Genomic DNA, 18541 nt, shown 5'->3' with positions numbered 1-18541 from the left:
TTTAAATCGGCAGATACCAGACTTTGTCACCGGCAGGTCGCGCGGGATCGTTGGGTTCTCGGACCAAAAGGGCGTTCGCGTCGGCCAAAACACTGAGAAGGGAACTGTCCTGATCTGCACAGGCCCCTATGCCATTTTCATCCAGAACAGCCCGCATATAGTGCTCACGCGGACCATTTTCGGCGATAGGTTCGGTCAGTACAGCACGGCGGAACGCAGGTACGGCCTGTTCAAGTCCCAGCATGCGCTGAACCATTGGCACGAGGAACAAATAGCCGCAAACCATTGCACTTACAGGGTTTCCCGGAAGCCCGACCATCGGCGTATTTCCCAAAAGACCGGCCATCAGGGGTTTGCCGGGACGCATCCTGATTTTGTAGAAAGACCTCTCCATCCCCAATCCGGTCGAGGCTTTGGACACAAGGTCATAGTCTCCTACAGATGCCCCGCCGATCGTCACAACCAGATCGGCACCTTTCGCAAGGCCAAAGGCGGCTTCAAGGGACGCTATGGTATCTCGCGCAATTGGAAGAATCCGAACATCTGCTCCGGCTTTTTCAAGCAAGGCTTTGAGGCCAAAGGTATTTGAAGCGATAATTTGATCCGGTCCCGGCACCTCACCGGGCATCACAAGCTCATCTCCGGTGGAAATGAGCGCCACCGACGGTTTACGCGCCACAAAAGCAGTTGCGACGTTCATCGCAGCCATAAGCGCCACGTCTTCCGGTCGTAGGATACGCGGCGCGGCAATTTTGGTGCCTACCTTGAAGTCCACTCCGGCGGGCCGAATGTTGTCCTTGGCTCCGGGCAGATCAGTGATCGTAATCAGGTTTCCACGACGGTCTGTATCTTCTTGTATTACAACAAAATCAGCGCCATCCGGTATCGGCGCCCCGGTGAAAATCCGAACGGCATGGCCCGGCCCGACGCGGCCTTCAAAGCGACGCCCAGCCGAGGATTCCCCGACCACCTTGAACATGGCGTGCAGTTCCACTTCCGAGGATTTGACGGCGTACCCATCCATCGAAGAAGCCGCAAACGGGGGCTGATCCCGCGTGGCGGTCACATCTTCTGCCAGAATACGCCCGGCGGCTTGGGCCAATGGGACAGCTTCGCCCGGAAGCTTCGGGACGAGATCAAAAAGTAGCGCCCGTGCGTCCTCAACAGAAATCATGACGCCTCGTAACGTCCTGACTTGCCGCCATCTTTCAAAAGGACTCGAATGCCGCCAATCTGCATGGCTTTGTCCACTGCTTTGGTCATGTCGTAGACGGTCAAAGCTGCGGTTGAGACCGCGGTCAGCGCCTCCATCTCAACGCCGGTTTGACCTGCAGTTTTAACGGTGGCCTCAATCTGGACACCCGGCAAGTCCGGGTCCAATGTCAACTCGACTGCGACCTTGGTGACCGGCAAAGGATGGCACAAGGGTATCAGGTCCGGTGTTTTCTTTGCTCCCATGATCCCCGCAAGGCGTGCGATCCCAAGAACGTCGCCCTTCTTGGCACGGCCTTCGGAAATCAAATCAAAGGTTTCCTGCATCATCTTGATGTGACCGGCAGCGACAGCAACCCGGTCTGTCACAGCCTTGTCGGACACGTCCACCATGTGGGCCTGACCTTGTGCATCAAAGTGCGTCAGTGGCATCACATCACTCCGGGTATCAGAGGGTTCGCCAGTAGGTTTCGTGTGGCCGTGGCGACATCATCCTGCCTCATGAGGCTTTCACCAATCAGAAAGCATCGCGCGCCATATCTGGCAATATCTGCTAAGTCAGCCGGCGTGCTCAGGCCGCTTTCGCATACGATCGTCCGGTCTGCGGGCACGAGTTTGGACAGCCGCCGTGTTGTGTCAAGAGTTGTCTCGAACGTCTTGAGATTGCGGTTGTTTATCCCAATCAGAGGGCTTTTCAGCTTGGTTGCGCGTTCCAGTTCCACCTCGTCATGGACCTCAATCAAAACGTCCATTCCCCAGTCAAAGGCAGTTTGTTCAAGCTCGGCCGCTTGTTCATCCTCGACTGAGGCCATGATGATCAGGATACAATCTGCGCCCAAAGCGCGGGCTTCGACAACCTGATACGGATCATACATGAAATCCTTGCGCAGCGCCGGCAGTGAGCAGGCCGCGCGTGCTTGGGCCAGATACTCTTTTGCGCCTTGGAAACTGGGCGTGTCTGTCAGAACCGAAAGACAGGCCGCGCCTCCTTCTTCATAGGCTTGCGCCAACTGAGGCGGGTTGAAATCCGCGCGTATCAGACCCTTTGACGGGCTGGCCTTTTTTACCTCGGCAATCAGTCCGTATCCTTGCCGCGCCGCTGATTGCAAAGCCTTGGAAAACCCGCGGACTTCGGGCGCTCCCTTCGCCTCACTTTCTAGTGTTTCCAAGGATTTGTGTGCTTTATCTGATGCAACTTCCTCGAGCTTGTAGGCTTTGATCTTGTCCAGAACCGTCTCGGTCATGCGGCCTCCTGAGTAATGCGGGCCAAGACCGCAATTTTTTCTTTAGCTTTCCCGCTGTCGATACTTTCGGCAGCCTTTGCCACGCCTTCCTTTAAGTCCCCGACCGCGCCTGCCACCACCAAGGCGGCCGCGGCGTTCAGCAATACGGCGTCGCGATAAGCTGATGGTGCACCGTCCAAAAGGGCGCGGAAAGCAACGGCGTTTTCCTCGGGTGTCCCACCCAGAATGTCTTCAAATGGATGCACGGGCAGCCCGGCATCCTCAGGGTGCAATTCAACCTCTTTGACGACACCGTCTTCGAGTGAAGCAACCCAGCTTAGCCCTGTGATGGTCAATTCATCCGTTCCGTCGGAACCATGAACCAACCAGGCGTGTTCTGCCCCCAACAGCCCTAAGGTTTCGGCCATGGGGCGGATCAGCTCGCGGCTGAACGCGCCTGTGAGTTGTCGCTTGACGCCTGCCGGGTTTGTAAGCGGACCCAGGATATTAAAGATGGTGCGTGTGCCAAGCTCTTGTCTGGTCGGCATGACATGGGCGATTGCTGGATGGTGCATCGGTGCCATCATAAAGCCAATACCGGCCTCTTTAATCGCCTTTTCAACGGTTTCCGGGCCAACCATAACGTTGATTCCCAATTGTCCAAGCGCGTCGGCGGCACCTGATTTAGAGCTGAGATTGCGGTTTCCGTGCTTGGCCACGGTCACGCCTGCGCCCGCGACGACAAAGGCGGTCGCGGTTGAGATGTTTAGGGTGCCCTTGCCATCACCGCCCGTTCCGACAATGTCCATTGCCCCCGCTGGGGCTTTGACCGCGTTGCACTTGGCGCGCATGACGGCCGCCGCGGCTGCGTATTCCTCAACGGTTTCGCCGCGAGTGCGCATGGCCATAAGCAGCCCACCAATTTGGCTGGGTGTGGCTGCGCCGTCAAAAAGTATGCCAAAGGCGTCTTCGGCCTCGGCGCGGGTTAGGGGCCGGTCGGCAGCGGCTCCGATCAGTGGTTTCAGAGCGTCGCTCATGCGGGGACTTTCATTTCGGACAGGAAGTTCTTGAGCAGGGCGTGGCCGTGCTCTGATGCAATGGATTCTGGGTGGAACTGAACACCGTGGATCGGCAGTTCCTTGTGTTGCAGGCCCATGATGGTGCCATCTTCAAGCTCAGCAGTGATTTCAAGGCAATCGGGCAGGGTGGCTCGGTCCACGATCAGCGAATGATAACGGGTGGCTTCAAACGGAGAGGGCAATCCGGCAAAAAGACCTTTGCCTGTGTGGTGCATCGTGCCCATTTTTCCGTGCACGATCTCGTGGCAGCGCGTGACTTTGCCCCCAAACGCTTGCCCGATTGTTTGATGCCCCAGACAAACGCCCATCAAAGGCGTACCGGTTTCGGCGGCAGCTTCGGTCAGGGCAAGGCAAATTCCGGCCTGATCCGGGTCGCACGGCCCCGGGCTGAGAAGGATACCGGCGGGGTTCATCGCCATTGCTTCCTGAACATCCAGCGCGTCATTTCGGCGAATGACCATTTCGGCGCCAAGTTCGCCTAAATAATGGACGAGGTTGTAGGTAAACGAGTCGTAGTTGTCGATCAGCAGCAGCATTTGGGCACTTGTCTCGGATTGGGCATTTGGGACTGGCGATGCAGCCCCGAGCCGCGATATAATGTTCGCACATACATGTTCAGGCTTGCGAGGCAGCGTCAAGGGGACATCCCAATCTTGACGAGCCTGTAGGTGAGTGTCGCATGAGACGGCGCACAGGCGATCGAAGCAGGATTAAGACGAGAGGCAATTGTTATGGGCGGATTTGTGGGCGGACTGATCGCGGGCGCGGTCGTTGTGTTGCTGCTGGGTGCGGCCTTGTCCTTGAACACACCTTTGACCCGAAAGCCCGCCGTGGCTGAAGACGCTCCGACACCGGCACCCGTGGAAACGGTTGAAGGCAATTCGGATTTCTCCGAGCCCGTCTCGGATGCTGGATTGGTAAAGCTGCCCCCGCGTGAGGCGGAAGCGGCAGAGGAACAGGCAGACACGTTGGCTGGGCTGTCCGATGTTGAAACGGCGACGGATGCAGAGCCGCAGGTTAACGACATGGCTGCCCAGGTCGGTCAATCTCCGCAGCAGGCCGGCGGTGCCGACGTGACGATTTCGACCGAGGCTCCTATTGCCCCGCAAGCGCCAGCACCGCTGCCCGAGGCTCCTCTTGCAGAAGCAGATCCGATTGTGGCGGAAGACTCGCCTGAACCTCCCGCGCCTGTTGTTGAGGAGGCCGAGGTTGAGGCTGCCCCAGATGAGACAGAGGTCGCTGCGCTGGACGAGCAGGAAAACGAAGAAAAACCTTTCCAGGACAGTCCGATTGCGGTCGAAGGTGATGAAGATGTTCTTCCACGCAGTTTGCCCCGGATCGCCGCGGTGCCCCAGATCGGTGTGGAACAATCGCAGGATGCTCCAAATTCGATCGGCAAGAGGGTCGTGCCGTTGACCGAGCGAGACAACGAGGCCGCCGCAACGACGACCGAAGGTGAACCGGTTACCCCAGGAAAACCGATCGAGGCTTATGCCGCAGAGTTTGAAAACCCCGAGGCCAAGCCGCTGATGTCGATTATTCTGATTGACGATGAAGGCGCCTATGGTGCCGAGGCGCTGCAAGATTTTCCCTACCCGATAAGTTTTGCCATAAGCCCCACTGACCCGGACGCCGTCGACAAGATGGCCAAGCACCGCGCGGCCGGGTTTGAGGTTTTGGCAATGGCTGACTTGCCCGAGGCAGCAAGCGCACAGGATGCCGAGGTTTCTTTGTCTGTTTGGCTGGACGTGCTTCCTGAAACAGTAGGTATTCTCGAAGGTGTCGAGACCGGAATTCAAGGCAACAGAAAGCTGGCAGATCAGGTCGCCGCGATTGCAGGCGGCACGGGGCGCGGATTGATCACGCAGGATAACGGCTTGAACACGGTGCAGAAGCTGGCTGCGAGAAACGGTATTCCGTCGGGTGTGATCTTTCGTGACATAGATGGTGCCCGTCAGGACCCCAAAATCATGCGGCGTTTTCTGGATCAGGCTGCGTTTCGCGCTGGACAGGAAGGAACCGTTGTCATGCTCGGCAGGTTGCGGCCCGACACGATCTCAGCCCTGCTTTTGTGGGGGCTGGAAGATCGCGGTGGCCGAGTCGCCATGGCACCGATTTCGGCAGTCATGATGCAAGAGGTTCAATAAGAGGTTGCGAGGCCAATCCCGGATTGGCCTCTCGCTTAGCTGTTTCCGCTGCCGGTAAATCGCGCGGCGTCTGCGGCTGCGCGCCTGATCGCGTTGGACTTGTGGACGGTCTCCATGAATTCAGCCTCAGGGTCGCTGTCGTAAACGACACCGCCGCCTGCTTGAATATACAGCTTGTGGTCCTTCACGATCGCCGTTCTCAGTGCGATGCACATATCCATGTCGCCGCCCGCGCTGAAATACCCCACGCCACCGCCGTAAATTCCGCGCTTTTCAGGCTCTAGCTCGTCGATGATTTCCATCGCCCGCACTTTAGGTGCGCCCGAGACCGTACCGGCCGGCATTCCGGCAAAAAAAGCGTCCAACGCGTCTTTGTCGTCGGCCAGTTCTCCTACGACGTTCGACACGATGTGCATGACGTGGCTGTAGCGTTCGATGATGAATTCTTCTGTCGGACGCACCGTTCCGATCTTTGCGACGCGACCGGTATCGTTGCGGCCCAGGTCCAGCAGCATCAGGTGTTCGGCAAGCTCTTTCTTGTCGGCCAGCAGATCCACCTCGTTGGCTTTGTCTTCCTCTGGAGTCGCTCCGCGCGGGCGGGTTCCGGCGATCGGACGGATCGTGACCTCATCCCCGAACACCCTCACCAAAATCTCGGGGCTGGCGCCAACAACCTGAAAGCCGCCGAAGTTGAAATAGAACATGAAGGGCGACGGGTTTGTGCGCCTCAAGGATCGGTAGAGCGCAAAGGGCGGCTGCGGGAAGTCCTGTGTCCAGCGTTGCGCCGGAACGACCTGAAAGATATCGCCAGCGCGGATGTATTCCTTGGCCTTCTCAACGGCTTCCATGTAGCCGGACTTGGTAAAGTTGGATACCGGCGCGGCGACTTCGGACGCATCCCCCAGATCGCGTGTCTCAGCAGGCATGGCGCGTTCAAGATCGCGCACCGCGTCCATGACACGCTCTGCCGCCTGCGCGTAGGCAGCTTTTGCAGATTGTCCTTCGCTGACCCAAGCTGGCGATACGACGGTCACTTCGCCTTTTACGCCATCAAGCACTGCGACGACCGAAGGGCGCAGCATGACTGCATCCGGCAGGCCAAGCGGGTCGGGGTTCACGTCCGGCAGATACTCGACCAGACGAACCATGTCGTAGCCCAGATACCCGAACAATCCGGCAGCGGCCTGCGGCAGGTCGTCGGGCAGTGCGATCCGGCTTTCTGCCAGCAGCGCCCGCAGGTTGTCCATAGGGTTGCCGTCTTGCGGGGTGAACGATTCTGGGTCGAACCGGGCCGAGCGGTTCATGGCCGAGGTTTCGCCGTGGCACCGCCAGATCAGGTCGGGTTTCATGCCAATGATCGAGTACCGTCCGCGGACTTCGCCGCCAGTCACTGATTCCAGCATGAACGCATCTTTTTGCGCACCGGTCAGCTTGAGCATCAGCGACACCGGGGTGTCCAGATCAGCGGCCAGACGTGTGTAAACGACCTGATTTTCACCCGCCTCATAAGCGCGTGCGAAGCTGTCGAAATCTGGGGTAAGGGCCATCTTGGGTCTCTTTAATAGCTCGCTTGCACGGCGTTCAGGGCACGCTGATCCACGACAGGGCGGGCACGCACCTGCGCGTCGCGGACATAAGCGTCGAAAATGTTCTGTGCCAGAGCTTGGTTCAACTGCGCGGCCAATGCTTCTTGCGCCTGACGCAGCTCGTCGGTTTCGTCCGGCGGCAACAGCTCATCCAGGCGCACGATCAGGGCGGTTCCGGCGGCGGGAAAAACGCGCATCTCGCCCGGCTCCATCTCAAAAACCTGTGTCATGAAGTCGGCTGGCACGTCATCCAGGAAGGCCGTGCGGGTAAGGGCATTTTCCACCCGGAACGGCAGACCTGTGGCAGTGAAATCGCCGTCTTCCTTCAGTTGTTCAAGAACCACATTTGCCTGTTCCTCAAGGGCTTTGCCTGTTTCGGCCAAAGTCCAAGCCGCGGCCACGCGTTCGCGGGCTGTGTCCAGAGGTTCAGGTCGGCGCGGCAGAACGTCGTTCAGGCGCAACGCAAAGATCGAGCCGTCCTCCAGAAAAGCGACCTCGGGGAAGTCACCGTCTTGAACTACTTCGGCGGCGGAACGGAAGCCTTCATAGGCCGCGACGCCGTCTTCGCTCTGGCGTGTCCAGTCAATCTGGCCCAGCTCCATCTCGGTTTCGGCAACAAGTTCTTCCAAGGTGGCGCCACCGGCCAGCAAGTCGTTGATGTCCTCGGACTGCGCCTCGATCTGACGGCGCGCACGATCTGCGGCCAGTTCTTCGCGCAGGATTGGGGCGGCGTCTTCAAAGGAGGTGTTGTTTTCCGCAAGCGAGCCGTTGATGCGGAACAATGCAGGGCCGAAGACCGTCGGCAATGGTCCGACGACTGTATCCAGCTCTGCCGCGAAAACGGCGTCGGCAGCACCTTCCAGATCCTCGCGGGTCACGTCGCCGAGGTCGATGTCGCTAAGCTCAAGCTCGTAGTCACGAACGAGTTGCTCAAACGAGGTTCCACCGACCTCTAGCTGCGCCATTGCGTCCTTGGCCTCTTGCTCGGACGGGAAAGGAAGGCGTTCGACCAGACGGCGTTCGGGTTGCAGGAATTCGGCCGAGCGCTGATCATACAGACGGCGAACAGAATCCTCGTCAACCTCAACACTGTCCAGCAGCATGTCGGGCGACAGGATCGCATAGGTTAGCTGTTTGGTGCGAGGCAGGGTGAACTGGTCGGAATTCTCATCATAGTATGCCTGCACCTGCGCGTCCGTGGGGGCGGCAACGGGCGTGGTCAGGGCATCAGGTGCCAGCGTTGCGACGGTAAAGCTGCGCCGCGCGCCGATGAAGTCAGTCAGAACATCGGTCAGGGTTTGCGGCATCTCAACACCACCCATGATCGCGCCCTGAACGATGGTACGGGCCGATTCCTTGCGCAGGTCGGTCTCGAACTCTGTGTCGGTCATGCCGACCTGTTCAAGCTGGAACTGATAGGCTTCGCGGTCGAACGTGCCATTCACACCCTGAAAGGCGGGAATGGCCAGAATTTCCTTCTGTAGGTTCTCATCACCGATCGAAATGCCCAGCAAACCAACTTCGTTGTCAAACGCGGCCAAAGCGGTCAGGCGGGACAGGGCGAGCTGATCCAAACCGAACTCAAGCGCCTGAGACATTTGCAGCGGTTGGCCGGTCTGATTTTCGACGGCGCGAATTTCACGCTGAAGCTCACGCACATATTCGTTGACCGAGATATCCTCGTTGCCCACCTGTGCAACTGTCCGAACAGTCCCGGTAAGGCTGGTTGCCCCGAAACCGGCCAGACCCAGCATCAGAAGGCCCATCAATATCCAGACAAATGTCTTTGAAAGGTTTTTCATGCCTGCGGCCATTTTGCCCTCTTTGTGCTTTTTGGCAGGTTACTGCCCCGTCGGTTGCGGCCCTGAATACGACGCGCACCGCCGGGGGGCAAGCTCAGAAGGAAAGGGCTTGTAAACGATCGAACAGTTGATCCAGTCCGGCGCGATCCAGATTGGCGAATGCGATGCGCACTTGCCGTTTGCCGGCCGGGTCACCCTTGGGCATGAACATGGTGCCGGGCAGCAGCAGGACACCGGCCTCTGGCACCAGGCGGCGGGCCAGCTCGTCTGACGGAATGTCGAACGGATGCTCGAAATACGCGAAATAGGCCCCAAGTCCAAGCAGACGCCATCCTTTGCCGGTCAAAACAGGCAACATCTCTTGAATGGCGGCGCGCCGGTCGAGAATTTCTTCTCTTTCACCCGCAAGCCATTCAGGAAGATTCTGCATGCCCCAAAGTGCCGCGAATTGACCGATCTGACCGGGGCAGATCGCAACGGTATCCAGAAACTTTTCGATCTCACCCAGCAGCGCGACATCGGTGGCGATTGCCCCAACGCGGTGGCCGGTCAGCCGATAGGCTTTCGAGAAGGAATAAAGGTGAACCAGAGTGTTTTCCCACCCGGTCTGGCGAAACAGATCGTGCGGCGGCCCGCTGCGGCTGTCAAAATCACGATAGGTTTCGTCCACGATCAACCGGATACCCGCGTCGCGACACAATTCGTAGAACGCCAACACCAGATCGGCGGGGTATTCGACGCCGCCCGGATTGTTGGGGGTAACCAGCGCGATTGCCCGGGTCTTGTCCGTCAGCAACGCTCGGGCCGCATCAGGATCGGGCAGAAGATCGTCGCCGGTCGGTAGGTCGACGGCACGCACGCCAGCCATGTCCAGCCACATTTTGTGGTTGAAATACCAAGGGGTTGGCAGGATCACCTCATCACTTTGATCAGTGATCGCTGAAATCACGGCCGAGAATGCCTGATTGCACCCCGAGGTTATTGCGACCTGATCCGAGCGAACCGTTGCATCGTAATGTGCGCTGATCTGGGCGGCCAGTTCATCGCGCAGGTCAGAGTTCCCCAACACGGGTCCATAGAGATGAGCCGAATCCTCGGAAATCGCGAATTCCGCCATGGCCTGCCGCAGAGCCAGCGGCGGGGGATCAACCGGAGCCGCCTGACTGACGTTGATCAGCGGGCGGTCCTCAGGGAAGTCCACACCGTCCAGCCAGCGCCGCGCCTCCATCACCGGTGGCGCGAAGGTTGAGGCAGTGCGTGTCCGGGTCATCTGTATTCTCTGACTATAGAAAGAATCGGCGTTTGGGCCTCAGGGTCAGTCGGTTCCGCGATAGGGTTCGACATATTGCAGGGCCATGTCCCACGGGAAGAAAATCCACGTGTCCTGGCTGACTTCGGTGATGAAGGTATCCACCATTGGCCGGCCCTTGGGTTTGGCGTAGACGGTCGCAAAATGGGCGTTGGGATACATCGCGCGCACCAGCTCCAGCGTTTTTCCGCTGTCGACAAGATCGTCGATGATCAGAACGCCGGTTCCGTCGCCCATCAAATCCGCGTCCGGAGCCTTGAGAACCTCGGCTTCGCCCTGTTCCTGATGGTGGTAGGACCGCACGCTGATTGTATCGACGGTCCGAATGTCCAGCTCGCGGCTAACAATCATCGCAGGGGCCATGCCGCCACGTGTGATGGCAACAACAGCGCGCCATGCACCGTCGTCCGGGCCTTGCCCATCCAGACGCCACGCCAATGCACGGGAATCGCGATGAATCTGATCCCAGCTTATGTGAAAGCCCTTTTCGTGGGGCAGGCGGTCCTTGGCGCTCATGTTGTTAACCCTTCTCAACGTCTGGTGCGTCGACGGCTTTCATGCCGACGATGTGATAGCCCGAATCGACGTGCAGGTTTTCACCAGTCACGCCACTGCTCAGGTCAGACAACAGGTACAGGGCAGACTTGCCCACATCGTCGATTGTCACGTTGCGGCGCAGAGGCGAGTTATATTCGTTCCACTTCATGATATAGCGGAAGTCGCCAATCCCGCTGGCGGCCAGTGTCTTGATTGGACCGGCCGAGATCGAGTTGACCCGGATACCGTCCTTGCCAAGGTCTTCGGCCAGATACTTAACCGAGGCTTCCAACGCAGCCTTTGCGACGCCCATGACGTTGTAATGCGGCATCACCTGTTCGGCACCGTAATACGTCAATGTGACGGCGCTGCCGCCCTCGGACATCATCTTCTCGGCGCGCTGCATGACGGCGGTGAAGGAATAGACCGATACGTCCATCGTTAGCTTGAAATTCGCGCGCGACGTGTCGACATAGCGACCGCGCAGTTCGTTCTTGTCCGAAAATCCGATGGCGTGAACGATGAAGTCCAGTTTGCCCCATTTTTCGGCAAGTGCCGTGAAAAGTCCGTCGATGGACTCTTCATCGCTGACGTCGCAGGGCAGGACGATTTCACTGCCGAGTTGCGCCGCCAAGGGGTCGACGCGTTTTTTCAGCGCATCCCCCTGATAGGAAAAAGCCAGCTCTGCTCCAGCTTCTGACAATGCACGGGCGATTCCCCAAGCGATTGATTTATCATTGGCCAGTCCCATGATGAGGCCGCGCTTGCCGGCCATCAACTGATTTGACATGTTCGGTTCTCCGCCTGTCTTCGCGTCATGTTGGGATGGTTTATGCCATTGGATGCGTTGCATCAAGGCCGTGTGCTCTTGCCCGTGGCGGGTTCTCGCCCTACTGTGGTCAACAATAGTTTCCAGGGGATGGAAATGAGCGAAAGAGACGGCATTTTCGCCGGCGCCGATCCGTTTATTATCGCGGCGCGGTGGCTGGAAGAGGCCAGGGACAGTGAACCGAATGATCCCAACGCGATTGCCCTGGCGACCGTGGACGTTGATGGTTTGCCCAATGTGCGGATGGTTCTGCTGAAAGAGATCGAGCAGAACGCATTTGTTTTCTACACCAACTATGAAAGTGCGAAAGCTGCCGAACTTGATAGCGCCGGCAAAGCCGCTTTTGTGATGCATTGGAAATCTTTGCGGCGTCAAATTCGAGTTCGTGGTACAATAACTCGGGAAAGTGGGCCGCAAGCCGATGAATATTATGCGTCTCGCTCTTTGAAAAGCCGGTTGGGAGCTTGGGCGTCAAAACAGTCTCAGCCCCTCAGCAGCCGCTCGGCCCTGATGGCCGAGGTTGCCAAGGTAACGGCGAAAATGGGGCCGAATCCTCCGCGTCCGCCGTTCTGGGGTGGGTATCGGTTGGAGCCGACCGAGATCGAGTTTTGGGCCGACGGAGCGTTTCGACTGCACGACCGGTTTCAATGGCGGCGAGAGCGCGCAGGTTCGTCTTGGCAAATACAAAGGTTGAATCCATGACGTTCGCGTGCCGAGAAATGCAAAACACCGAGAATAAAGGATTTTTTCGGCTTGAAATTGTGGGTCATTCCCATACACATCGGACCCTTAACGAAGTGCTAAAACTCTCGATGGAAACACCGTGCCAGAAGATTTGAACAGCATGTACCGCGTTCGTGGACACGTAAAATGGTTCGACCCCGCAAAGGGGTATGGATTCGTTGTGTCTGACGATGGCGGCCCGGACATTCTGCTGCACGTGAATGTTTTGCGTAATTTTGGCCAAAGCTCTGTGGCCGATGGCGCAGGCATCGAGATTATGACCCACCGCACAGATCGTGGCGTGCAGGCGGTTGAGGTGATCAGCGTTGATCCTCCGGTACGTACAGACACGATGATGCTTGCGGATTTTGCAGAGCTGGACCCTGTCGTTATCGCGCAGGCTCCGCTTGAAGCAGCGCGCGTCAAGTGGTTCGACAAGGGCAAGGGCTTTGGGTTTGCCAATGTCTTTGGTCGAGGCGAAGACGTGTTCCTGCATATCGAGGTTCTTCGCCGATCCGGGCTGGCCGATCTGCAGCCGGGCGAAGCGTTGGCGATGCGTGTGATTGATGGCAAGCGTGGACGCATGGCGGCGCAGGTGCTCGCCTGGGAAGCGGCGCTGGACGACTAATCCGACATGATCAGAGTTCTTACGGTTCTTGCGATTTTGACTATGCTTTGGACCGAAGGGGCGTTGGCGGCGTGCAGCGCGGATCGCGTAAATCTTCGGAATGACAAGTCGCAGGTTAGTTTTGAAGTCGAACTGGCAGTGACACCGAAAGAACGGTCGCGCGGGTTGATGTTTCGGGAATCACTTCCGCCGCGGTCGGGCATGTTGTTTGTTTTTGATCCGCCTCAACCAGTTGCGTTCTGGATGAAGAACACGCTGATTCCGCTCGACATGATATTTCTGGACCGAGTCGGCACAGTGATTCACGTTCACAGCCACGCAGTACCCGGCGATCTCACACCGATTGGAGGCGGAGATTCGGTGTATGCCGTGCTGGAAATCAACGCTGGCCTTGCTGACCGCTACCTGATCACACCGGGAACTCTGATGCAGCACGAAGTTTTTTCGCACGGGCCTGCAATTTGGCCTTGTTAGGGCTTTTCAAATCAGAAAGGCATCGTTAGGAAGGCGCACGGTCCGGGGCGTGGCGCAGTCTGGTAGCGCACCTGTTTTGGGTACAGGGGGTCGTAGGTTCGAATCCTGCCGCCCCGACCACTTCTTCTTACAATGCTGGTGATCCACCCATTGCCTGGTAGAGCGCGGACAGCGCTTTATCCAGTGTTTGGCTTTCTACGGGCACTTGGACGGACGGTCCGGTTCGTTGCGGAACGCTAAAGTACAAATCGGCATCCACGCGATAGCCTGTGGTGTTCTTAGTCGATGTCAGTCGCATGACGCTTGTGGGAAGGTCTTGAGGATAGCCGTCGTAGTTGAGAATCAAATAGGCGGAGGTGTCTGGCGGCAGAAGTTCAGAGCATTCAAAAACCCGATTCCCTACGCGGCTAAATTCCTCTCCGGGGCCGTCACACCCGATCTCAAAGGTGTCGAACAAACGTTGAGGGTAGCTTTGGAATTGGGCACTGCGTGTGGGGCGGGGTACATCTTGTGGTGTGCAGGCCACTATTGACAGCAGCACTGGAAACAAGCGAAGCGACAACATCAGATTCGGCACCCCATTTCCATCACACCGCATATTGTGACCGCTTCTGCCTGCTGCATCGGTCCGGTTTTGATTCTGTTTCAGCTTAGTTACCTTAGCGCAGGATTATCAATTGCTGATAACCGCGTGCGCAAACACAGTTAATTGTTCTGACCCCGGGCTGCTGAAAAGACCGGGCGCCGTGGATGAAACTGTGGAGGAATCATGCGCAGCGCCTCGCGGGGCGTTTATTGACAGCGGGTCAACAAAAAAGATTTCAAAAATGACTGAAAAATGACGTTGACCTTCTATGGGTGAATACGCCAGATTGTATGGGCCGAAGGTGGTGCCACTAAATCTGGTAGTAAAACCAAAGTATGGCACAGGGCGAGGGTCGGAAAGCACATCATACTAACGTGCAACCGTTAGGACGGGTTTGCGTTGTCGAAGACAGCGCCCGGGCTATTGCGCCCTAAATTTCGGGCAAGGTCGAGGGTCCAATGTTCTGGACCTGATGCCAAATGAACAAGTGATTGAATCTAGGGCGGCGGACATGAAGATTGACAGAAAATTCACCAAATCGGGACAGGATGCTTACGCAGATCTGGACTTCGTGTCGGCCACTTCTGAGATTCGGAACCCGGATGGGACCATCGTCTTCCGGTTGGACAATATTGAAGTTCCAGCAAGCTGGAGCCAGGTCGCAAGCGACGTCATCGCGCAGAAGTATTTCCGCAAGGCGGGTGTTCCGTCCAAGCTAAAAAAGGTCAAAGAGAAAGACGTTCCTGAATTCCTGTGGCGCTCGGTGCCTGCCGATGGCGCGGAATTCGACGGAGAGACGTCTTCCAAGCAAGTGTTCGATCGTCTGGCCGGTGCCTGGGCCTATTGGGGCTGGAAGGGCGGCTATTTCTCGACCGAGGAAGACGCGCGCTCATACTTTGACGAGATGCGCTATATGCTGGCGACCCAGCGCGCCGCGCCGAACTCGCCGCAGTGGTTCAACACCGGCCTGCACTGGGCCTATGGTATCGACGGTCCCGCGCAGGGGCACCACTATGTCGATTACAAAACCGGCAAGCTGACCAAATCGAAATCCGCTTACGAACATCCGCAGCCGCACGCGTGCTTCATCCAGTCCGTCGATGATGATCTGGTTAACGAAGGCGGCATTATGGATCTTTGGGTGCGTGAGGCGCGCCTGTTCAAATACGGCTCGGGCACCGGGACCAACTTCAGCCATCTGCGTGCAGAAGGCGAAGCGCTGTCGGGTGGCGGCAAGTCCTCGGGTCTTATGGGCTTTCTCAAGATCGGCGACCGCGCCGCTGGCGCGATCAAATCAGGCGGGACAACCCGTCGAGCAGCAAAGATGGTGATCGTCGATGCAGATCACCCGGACATCGAGCAATTCATCGAATGGAAGGTGATCGAAGAGCAGAAGGTGGCCTCGATCGTTGCCGGATCGAAGATGCACGAGAAGATGCTGAACGGCATTTTCGAGGCCATCCGCAGCTGGGACGGTGCGCAGGATGATGCGTATGACCCCAATAAGAATGAAAGCCTGAAGAAAGCGGTTCGCGAGGCTAAAAAGGTTGCGATCCCAGAGACTTATATCAAGCGCGTGCTGGATTACGCCAAACAGGGTCACGACAGCATCGAATTCCCGACCTACGACACGGACTGGGATTCAGAAGCCTACAGCTCGGTCTCGGGCCAGAACTCGAACAACTCGATCCGTGTGACCAACACGTTCCTGACCGCCGTTGAAAAAGATGCCGATTGGCAGCTGATCAACCGCACCGATGGCAAGGTCGCAAAGACCGTCAAAGCGCGGGATTTGTGGGAAAAGGTTGGGCATGCAGCTTGGGCCTGTGCCGATCCGGGCATCCAGTTCCATGATACAGTGAACGAATGGCATACATGCCCCGAAGACGGTGAGATTCGCGGCTCGAACCCGTGCTCGGAGTACATGTTCCTGGACGACACGGCCTGTAACCTGGCGTCTATGAACCTGCTGACCTTCCTCAAGGATGGTGAGTTCCAGGCGGCGGATTACATGCACGCGTCGCGTCTGTGGACCCTGACGCTGGAAATCTCGGTGACCATGGCGCAGTTCCCGTCGAAGGAAATCGCGCAGCTTTCTTATGACTTCCGCACGCTGGGTCTGGGCTATGCCAATATTGGCGGTCTGCTGATGAATATGGGCTACAGCTATGACTCGGACGAAGGGCGGGCGATCTGTGGTGCGCTGACCGCGATCATGACCGGTGTCGCCTATGCGACCTCGGCTGAGATTGCGGGTGAACTGGGTCCGTTCAAAGGCTATGAGCGCAACGCCGACCACATGCTGCGCGTCATCCGCAACCACCGCCGCGCGTCGCAGGGTGTGACCGAAGGTTACGAGAAACTGGCTGTGAAACCGGTGCCTTTGGATCATGGCAACTGCCCGGACAAGCGTCTGGTTGATCTGGCCATGTCCGCTTGGGATGAGGCGCTGAGCCTCGGCGAGAAGAACGGCTATCGCAACGCGCAGGCCACCGTGATCGCACCGACCGGCACCATCGGTCTGGTGATGGATTGCGACACCACGGGGATCGAGCCGGACTTTGCTCTGGTCAAGTTCAAGAAGCTGGCCGGTGGCGGTTACTTTAAGATCATCAACCGCTCGGTGCCGTCGGCGCTGGAAAAGCTGGGCTATTCCTCGTCGCAGATCGAAGAGATCGTGGGTTATGCGGTCGGTCACGGCACCATCGGCAACGCGCCGGGGATCAACCACACCTCGCTGACTGGTCATGGCTTTGGCCCGAATGAGCTGGCCAAGGTGGATGCCGCGCTGGAAAGCGCCTTCGACATCCGGTTTGTCTTCAACCAGTGGACACTGGGCGAGGATTTCTGTACAGGCGTTCTGGGCATCCCGGCGACCAAGCTGAATGACCCGACCTTCGACCTGCTGCGCCACCTTGGGTTCACTAAGGCGGATATCGATGCAGCCAATGACCACGTCTGTGGAACCATGACGCTGGAAGGCGCGCCGCACCTGAAGGAAGAACACTATTCGATCTTCGACTGCGCGAACCCGTGCGGCAAGAAAGGCAAGCGTTTCCTTGGGGTTGATAGCCACATCACCATGATGGCGGCAGCGCAGAGCTTTATCTCGGGTGCGATCTCGAAGACGATCAACATGCCGAATGACGCGACCATTGAGGACTGCCAGAAGGCTTACGAACTGTCGTGGTCGCTGGGTGTGAAGGCCAACGCGCTGTATCGCGACGGCTCGAAACTGTCGCAACCGCTAGCGGCGGCGCTGGTCGAGGATGATGACGAGGCGGCCGAAGTTCTGGAAAGCGGCTCGCCGCAGGAAAAAGCCACCGTGCTGGCCGAGAAGGTCATTGAGAAGGTGGTCGTCAAGGAAGTCATCCGCAGCCATCGCGAAAAGCTGCCGCATCGCCGCAAAGGCTACACTCAGAAAGCGATTGTAGGTGGGCACAAGGTTTACCTGCGGACCGGTGAGTTTGAAGACGGACAGTTGGGTGAAATTTTCATCGACATGCACAAGGAAGGCGCTGGCTTCCGGGCGATGATGAACAACTTTGCCATCGCGGTGTCGGTCGGCCTGCAATACGGTGTACCGCTGGAGGAGTTCGTGGACGCCTTCACTTTCACCAAGTTTGAACCGGCAGGGATGGTGCAAGGCAACGACTCGATCAAGAACGCGACGTCGATCCTTGATTACATCTTCCGCGAACTGGCCGTCAGCTATCTGGACCGCACCGATCTGGCCCACGTGAAGCCCGAAGGCGCTACATTCGACGATCTGGGCCGCGGCGAGGAAGAAGGTGTCTCGAACGTCTCGGAGGTCACTGAAACTGCGGCTTCCAAGTCACTGGAAGTGCTGAAACAAATCAGCTCGACCGGGTATCTGCGCAAGCGGTTGCCGCAAGACTTGGTCGTGTTCAATGGTGGTCAGCCCGAGGTGAATGGCATGGCCGAAAGCGCGGCCACGTTTGAGGCCCCGGTCACAGAAACCGCAGTGGCAACCAGCATGGACGCTCGCACCAAAGCCAAGATGCAGGGCTATGAGGGCGATCCTTGCGGCGAGTGCGGAAATTACACGTTGGTGCGGAACGGCACATGCATGAAATGCAACACCTGCGGGGCAACAAGCGGGTGTAGCTAAGGCAAGCGCCCCGGCAATGGGGCGTAGGGACCGTGATCTTCCCCCCGGATATCCGGTCCCGACGAATACGGAGAAAGGCACTGAGACTTACCTAAGCTGCCTTTTTCCACTCGGTCGACATGCCCGTGTCGACCGGGAACAGGGTGGGGCGGAATATTGCTCTTTCCCACTCTTTCACGGGACGGGTGCGCTCGTCCCATGCGCAGTCCAGGCCGCAGGCAAAAAAATCACCGGGCGGTCAACGACATGAGCCTGGAAAGCGAAACTAAAGGGG

The 18541-nt window shown here is 57.8% G+C and carries 16 protein-coding genes and 1 tRNA gene; 6 read left to right on the top strand and 11 right to left on the bottom strand.

The features are described 5' to 3' along the window. Position 1: 1 nt before the first annotated feature. The 5 genes from ACR0B7_RS00465 to ACR0B7_RS00445 are packed head-to-tail and all read right to left on the bottom strand — an operon-like array spanning position 2 to position 4050. Positions 2–1174, bottom strand: a complete 1173-nt coding sequence (locus tag ACR0B7_RS00465) for a molybdopterin molybdotransferase MoeA (RefSeq protein WP_170576599.1) — start codon at positions 1172–1174, stop codon at positions 2–4. Further along, the gene (gene moaC, locus ACR0B7_RS00460) at positions 1171–1644 is read right to left on the bottom strand and encodes a cyclic pyranopterin monophosphate synthase MoaC (protein WP_170413284.1); all 474 of its coding nucleotides are present in this window, start codon (positions 1642–1644) and stop codon (positions 1171–1173) included. The genes ACR0B7_RS00465 and moaC overlap by 4 nt, the downstream gene beginning before the upstream one ends. Beyond that, positions 1644–2456, bottom strand: a complete 813-nt coding sequence (gene trpC / locus ACR0B7_RS00455; RefSeq protein WP_170481806.1) for an indole-3-glycerol phosphate synthase TrpC — start codon at positions 2454–2456, stop codon at positions 1644–1646. The genes moaC and trpC overlap by 1 nt, the downstream gene beginning before the upstream one ends. After that, positions 2453–3472, bottom strand: coding sequence for an anthranilate phosphoribosyltransferase (gene trpD, locus ACR0B7_RS00450; protein ID WP_170481809.1), 1020 nt, complete (start codon positions 3470–3472; stop codon positions 2453–2455). Before trpD ends, trpC begins: the two co-directional genes overlap by 4 nt. Beyond that, positions 3469–4050 (bottom strand): aminodeoxychorismate/anthranilate synthase component II, encoded by a 582-nt coding sequence (locus tag ACR0B7_RS00445; RefSeq protein ID WP_170481812.1) that lies wholly within the window; start codon positions 4048–4050, stop codon positions 3469–3471. The genes trpD and ACR0B7_RS00445 overlap by 4 nt, the downstream gene beginning before the upstream one ends. A 195-nt stretch (positions 4051–4245) precedes the next feature. Here ACR0B7_RS00445 and ACR0B7_RS00440 point away from each other — a divergent pair, with 195 nt between their 5' ends. Then, positions 4246–5661, top strand: coding sequence for a divergent polysaccharide deacetylase family protein (locus tag ACR0B7_RS00440; RefSeq protein WP_170576597.1), 1416 nt, complete (start codon positions 4246–4248; stop codon positions 5659–5661). 35 nt (positions 5662–5696) lie between these two features. Here the strand turns inward: ACR0B7_RS00440 and trpE are convergent, their stop codons facing one another. The 5 genes from trpE to fabI all read right to left on the bottom strand — a co-directional run bounded on the left by trpE (position 5697) and on the right by fabI (position 11685). Then, positions 5697–7208 (bottom strand): anthranilate synthase component I, encoded by a 1512-nt coding sequence (gene trpE, locus ACR0B7_RS00435; RefSeq protein WP_170481818.1) that lies wholly within the window; start codon positions 7206–7208, stop codon positions 5697–5699. An 11-nt stretch (positions 7209–7219) separates the two neighbouring features. Continuing rightward, positions 7220–9061, bottom strand: coding sequence for a peptidyl-prolyl cis-trans isomerase (locus ACR0B7_RS00430; RefSeq protein ID WP_170481821.1), 1842 nt, complete (start codon positions 9059–9061; stop codon positions 7220–7222). Positions 9062–9143: 82 nt separating this feature from the next. After that, positions 9144–10319, bottom strand: a complete 1176-nt coding sequence (locus tag ACR0B7_RS00425) for an aminotransferase (RefSeq protein ID WP_170569505.1) — start codon at positions 10317–10319, stop codon at positions 9144–9146. 45 nt (positions 10320–10364) lie between these two features. Next, positions 10365–10874, bottom strand: a complete 510-nt coding sequence (gene gpt, locus ACR0B7_RS00420; protein WP_170413262.1) for a xanthine phosphoribosyltransferase — start codon at positions 10872–10874, stop codon at positions 10365–10367. 4 nt (positions 10875–10878) lie between these two features. Next, positions 10879–11685: an enoyl-ACP reductase FabI gene (gene fabI, locus ACR0B7_RS00415; RefSeq protein ID WP_170481828.1), complete on the bottom strand. Its 807-nt coding sequence runs from the start codon at positions 11683–11685 to the stop codon at positions 10879–10881. A 135-nt stretch (positions 11686–11820) separates the two neighbouring features. Here fabI and pdxH point away from each other — a divergent pair, with 135 nt between their 5' ends. From pdxH to ACR0B7_RS00395, 4 genes are all read left to right on the top strand, one after another. Beyond that, positions 11821–12426, top strand: a complete 606-nt coding sequence (gene pdxH, locus ACR0B7_RS00410; protein ID WP_170481833.1) for a pyridoxamine 5'-phosphate oxidase — start codon at positions 11821–11823, stop codon at positions 12424–12426. 121 nt (positions 12427–12547) lie between these two features. After that, positions 12548–13075 carry a cold shock domain-containing protein gene (locus ACR0B7_RS00405; RefSeq protein ID WP_170383197.1) on the top strand — a complete coding sequence of 176 codons (528 nt, stop codon included), beginning with the start codon at positions 12548–12550 and terminating at the stop codon, positions 13073–13075. A 6-nt stretch (positions 13076–13081) separates the two neighbouring features. Then, positions 13082–13549 (top strand): DUF192 domain-containing protein, encoded by a 468-nt coding sequence (locus tag ACR0B7_RS00400; protein WP_170481835.1) that lies wholly within the window; start codon positions 13082–13084, stop codon positions 13547–13549. A gap of 43 nt (positions 13550–13592) precedes the next feature. Then, a tRNA-Pro gene (locus ACR0B7_RS00395) sits at positions 13593–13669 on the top strand. A 7-nt stretch (positions 13670–13676) separates the two neighbouring features. On the opposite strand, the gene ACR0B7_RS00390 is transcribed toward ACR0B7_RS00395, so the two are convergent. Further along, positions 13677–14126, bottom strand: a complete 450-nt coding sequence (locus ACR0B7_RS00390) for a hypothetical protein (protein WP_480680717.1) — start codon at positions 14124–14126, stop codon at positions 13677–13679. 520 nt (positions 14127–14646) lie between these two features. Between ACR0B7_RS00390 and ACR0B7_RS00385 the strand changes: the two genes are divergently transcribed. Further along, positions 14647–18267, top strand: coding sequence for a vitamin B12-dependent ribonucleotide reductase (locus ACR0B7_RS00385; RefSeq protein ID WP_170481837.1), 3621 nt, complete (start codon positions 14647–14649; stop codon positions 18265–18267). The last annotated feature ends 274 nt before the right edge of the window (positions 18268–18541 follow it).

The sequence above is a fragment of the Ruegeria sp. BB6 genome (assembly GCF_056539385.1).
The sequence above is the reverse complement of the archived record's forward strand: the minus strand, read 5'-3'. Positions and strand labels throughout refer to the sequence as shown.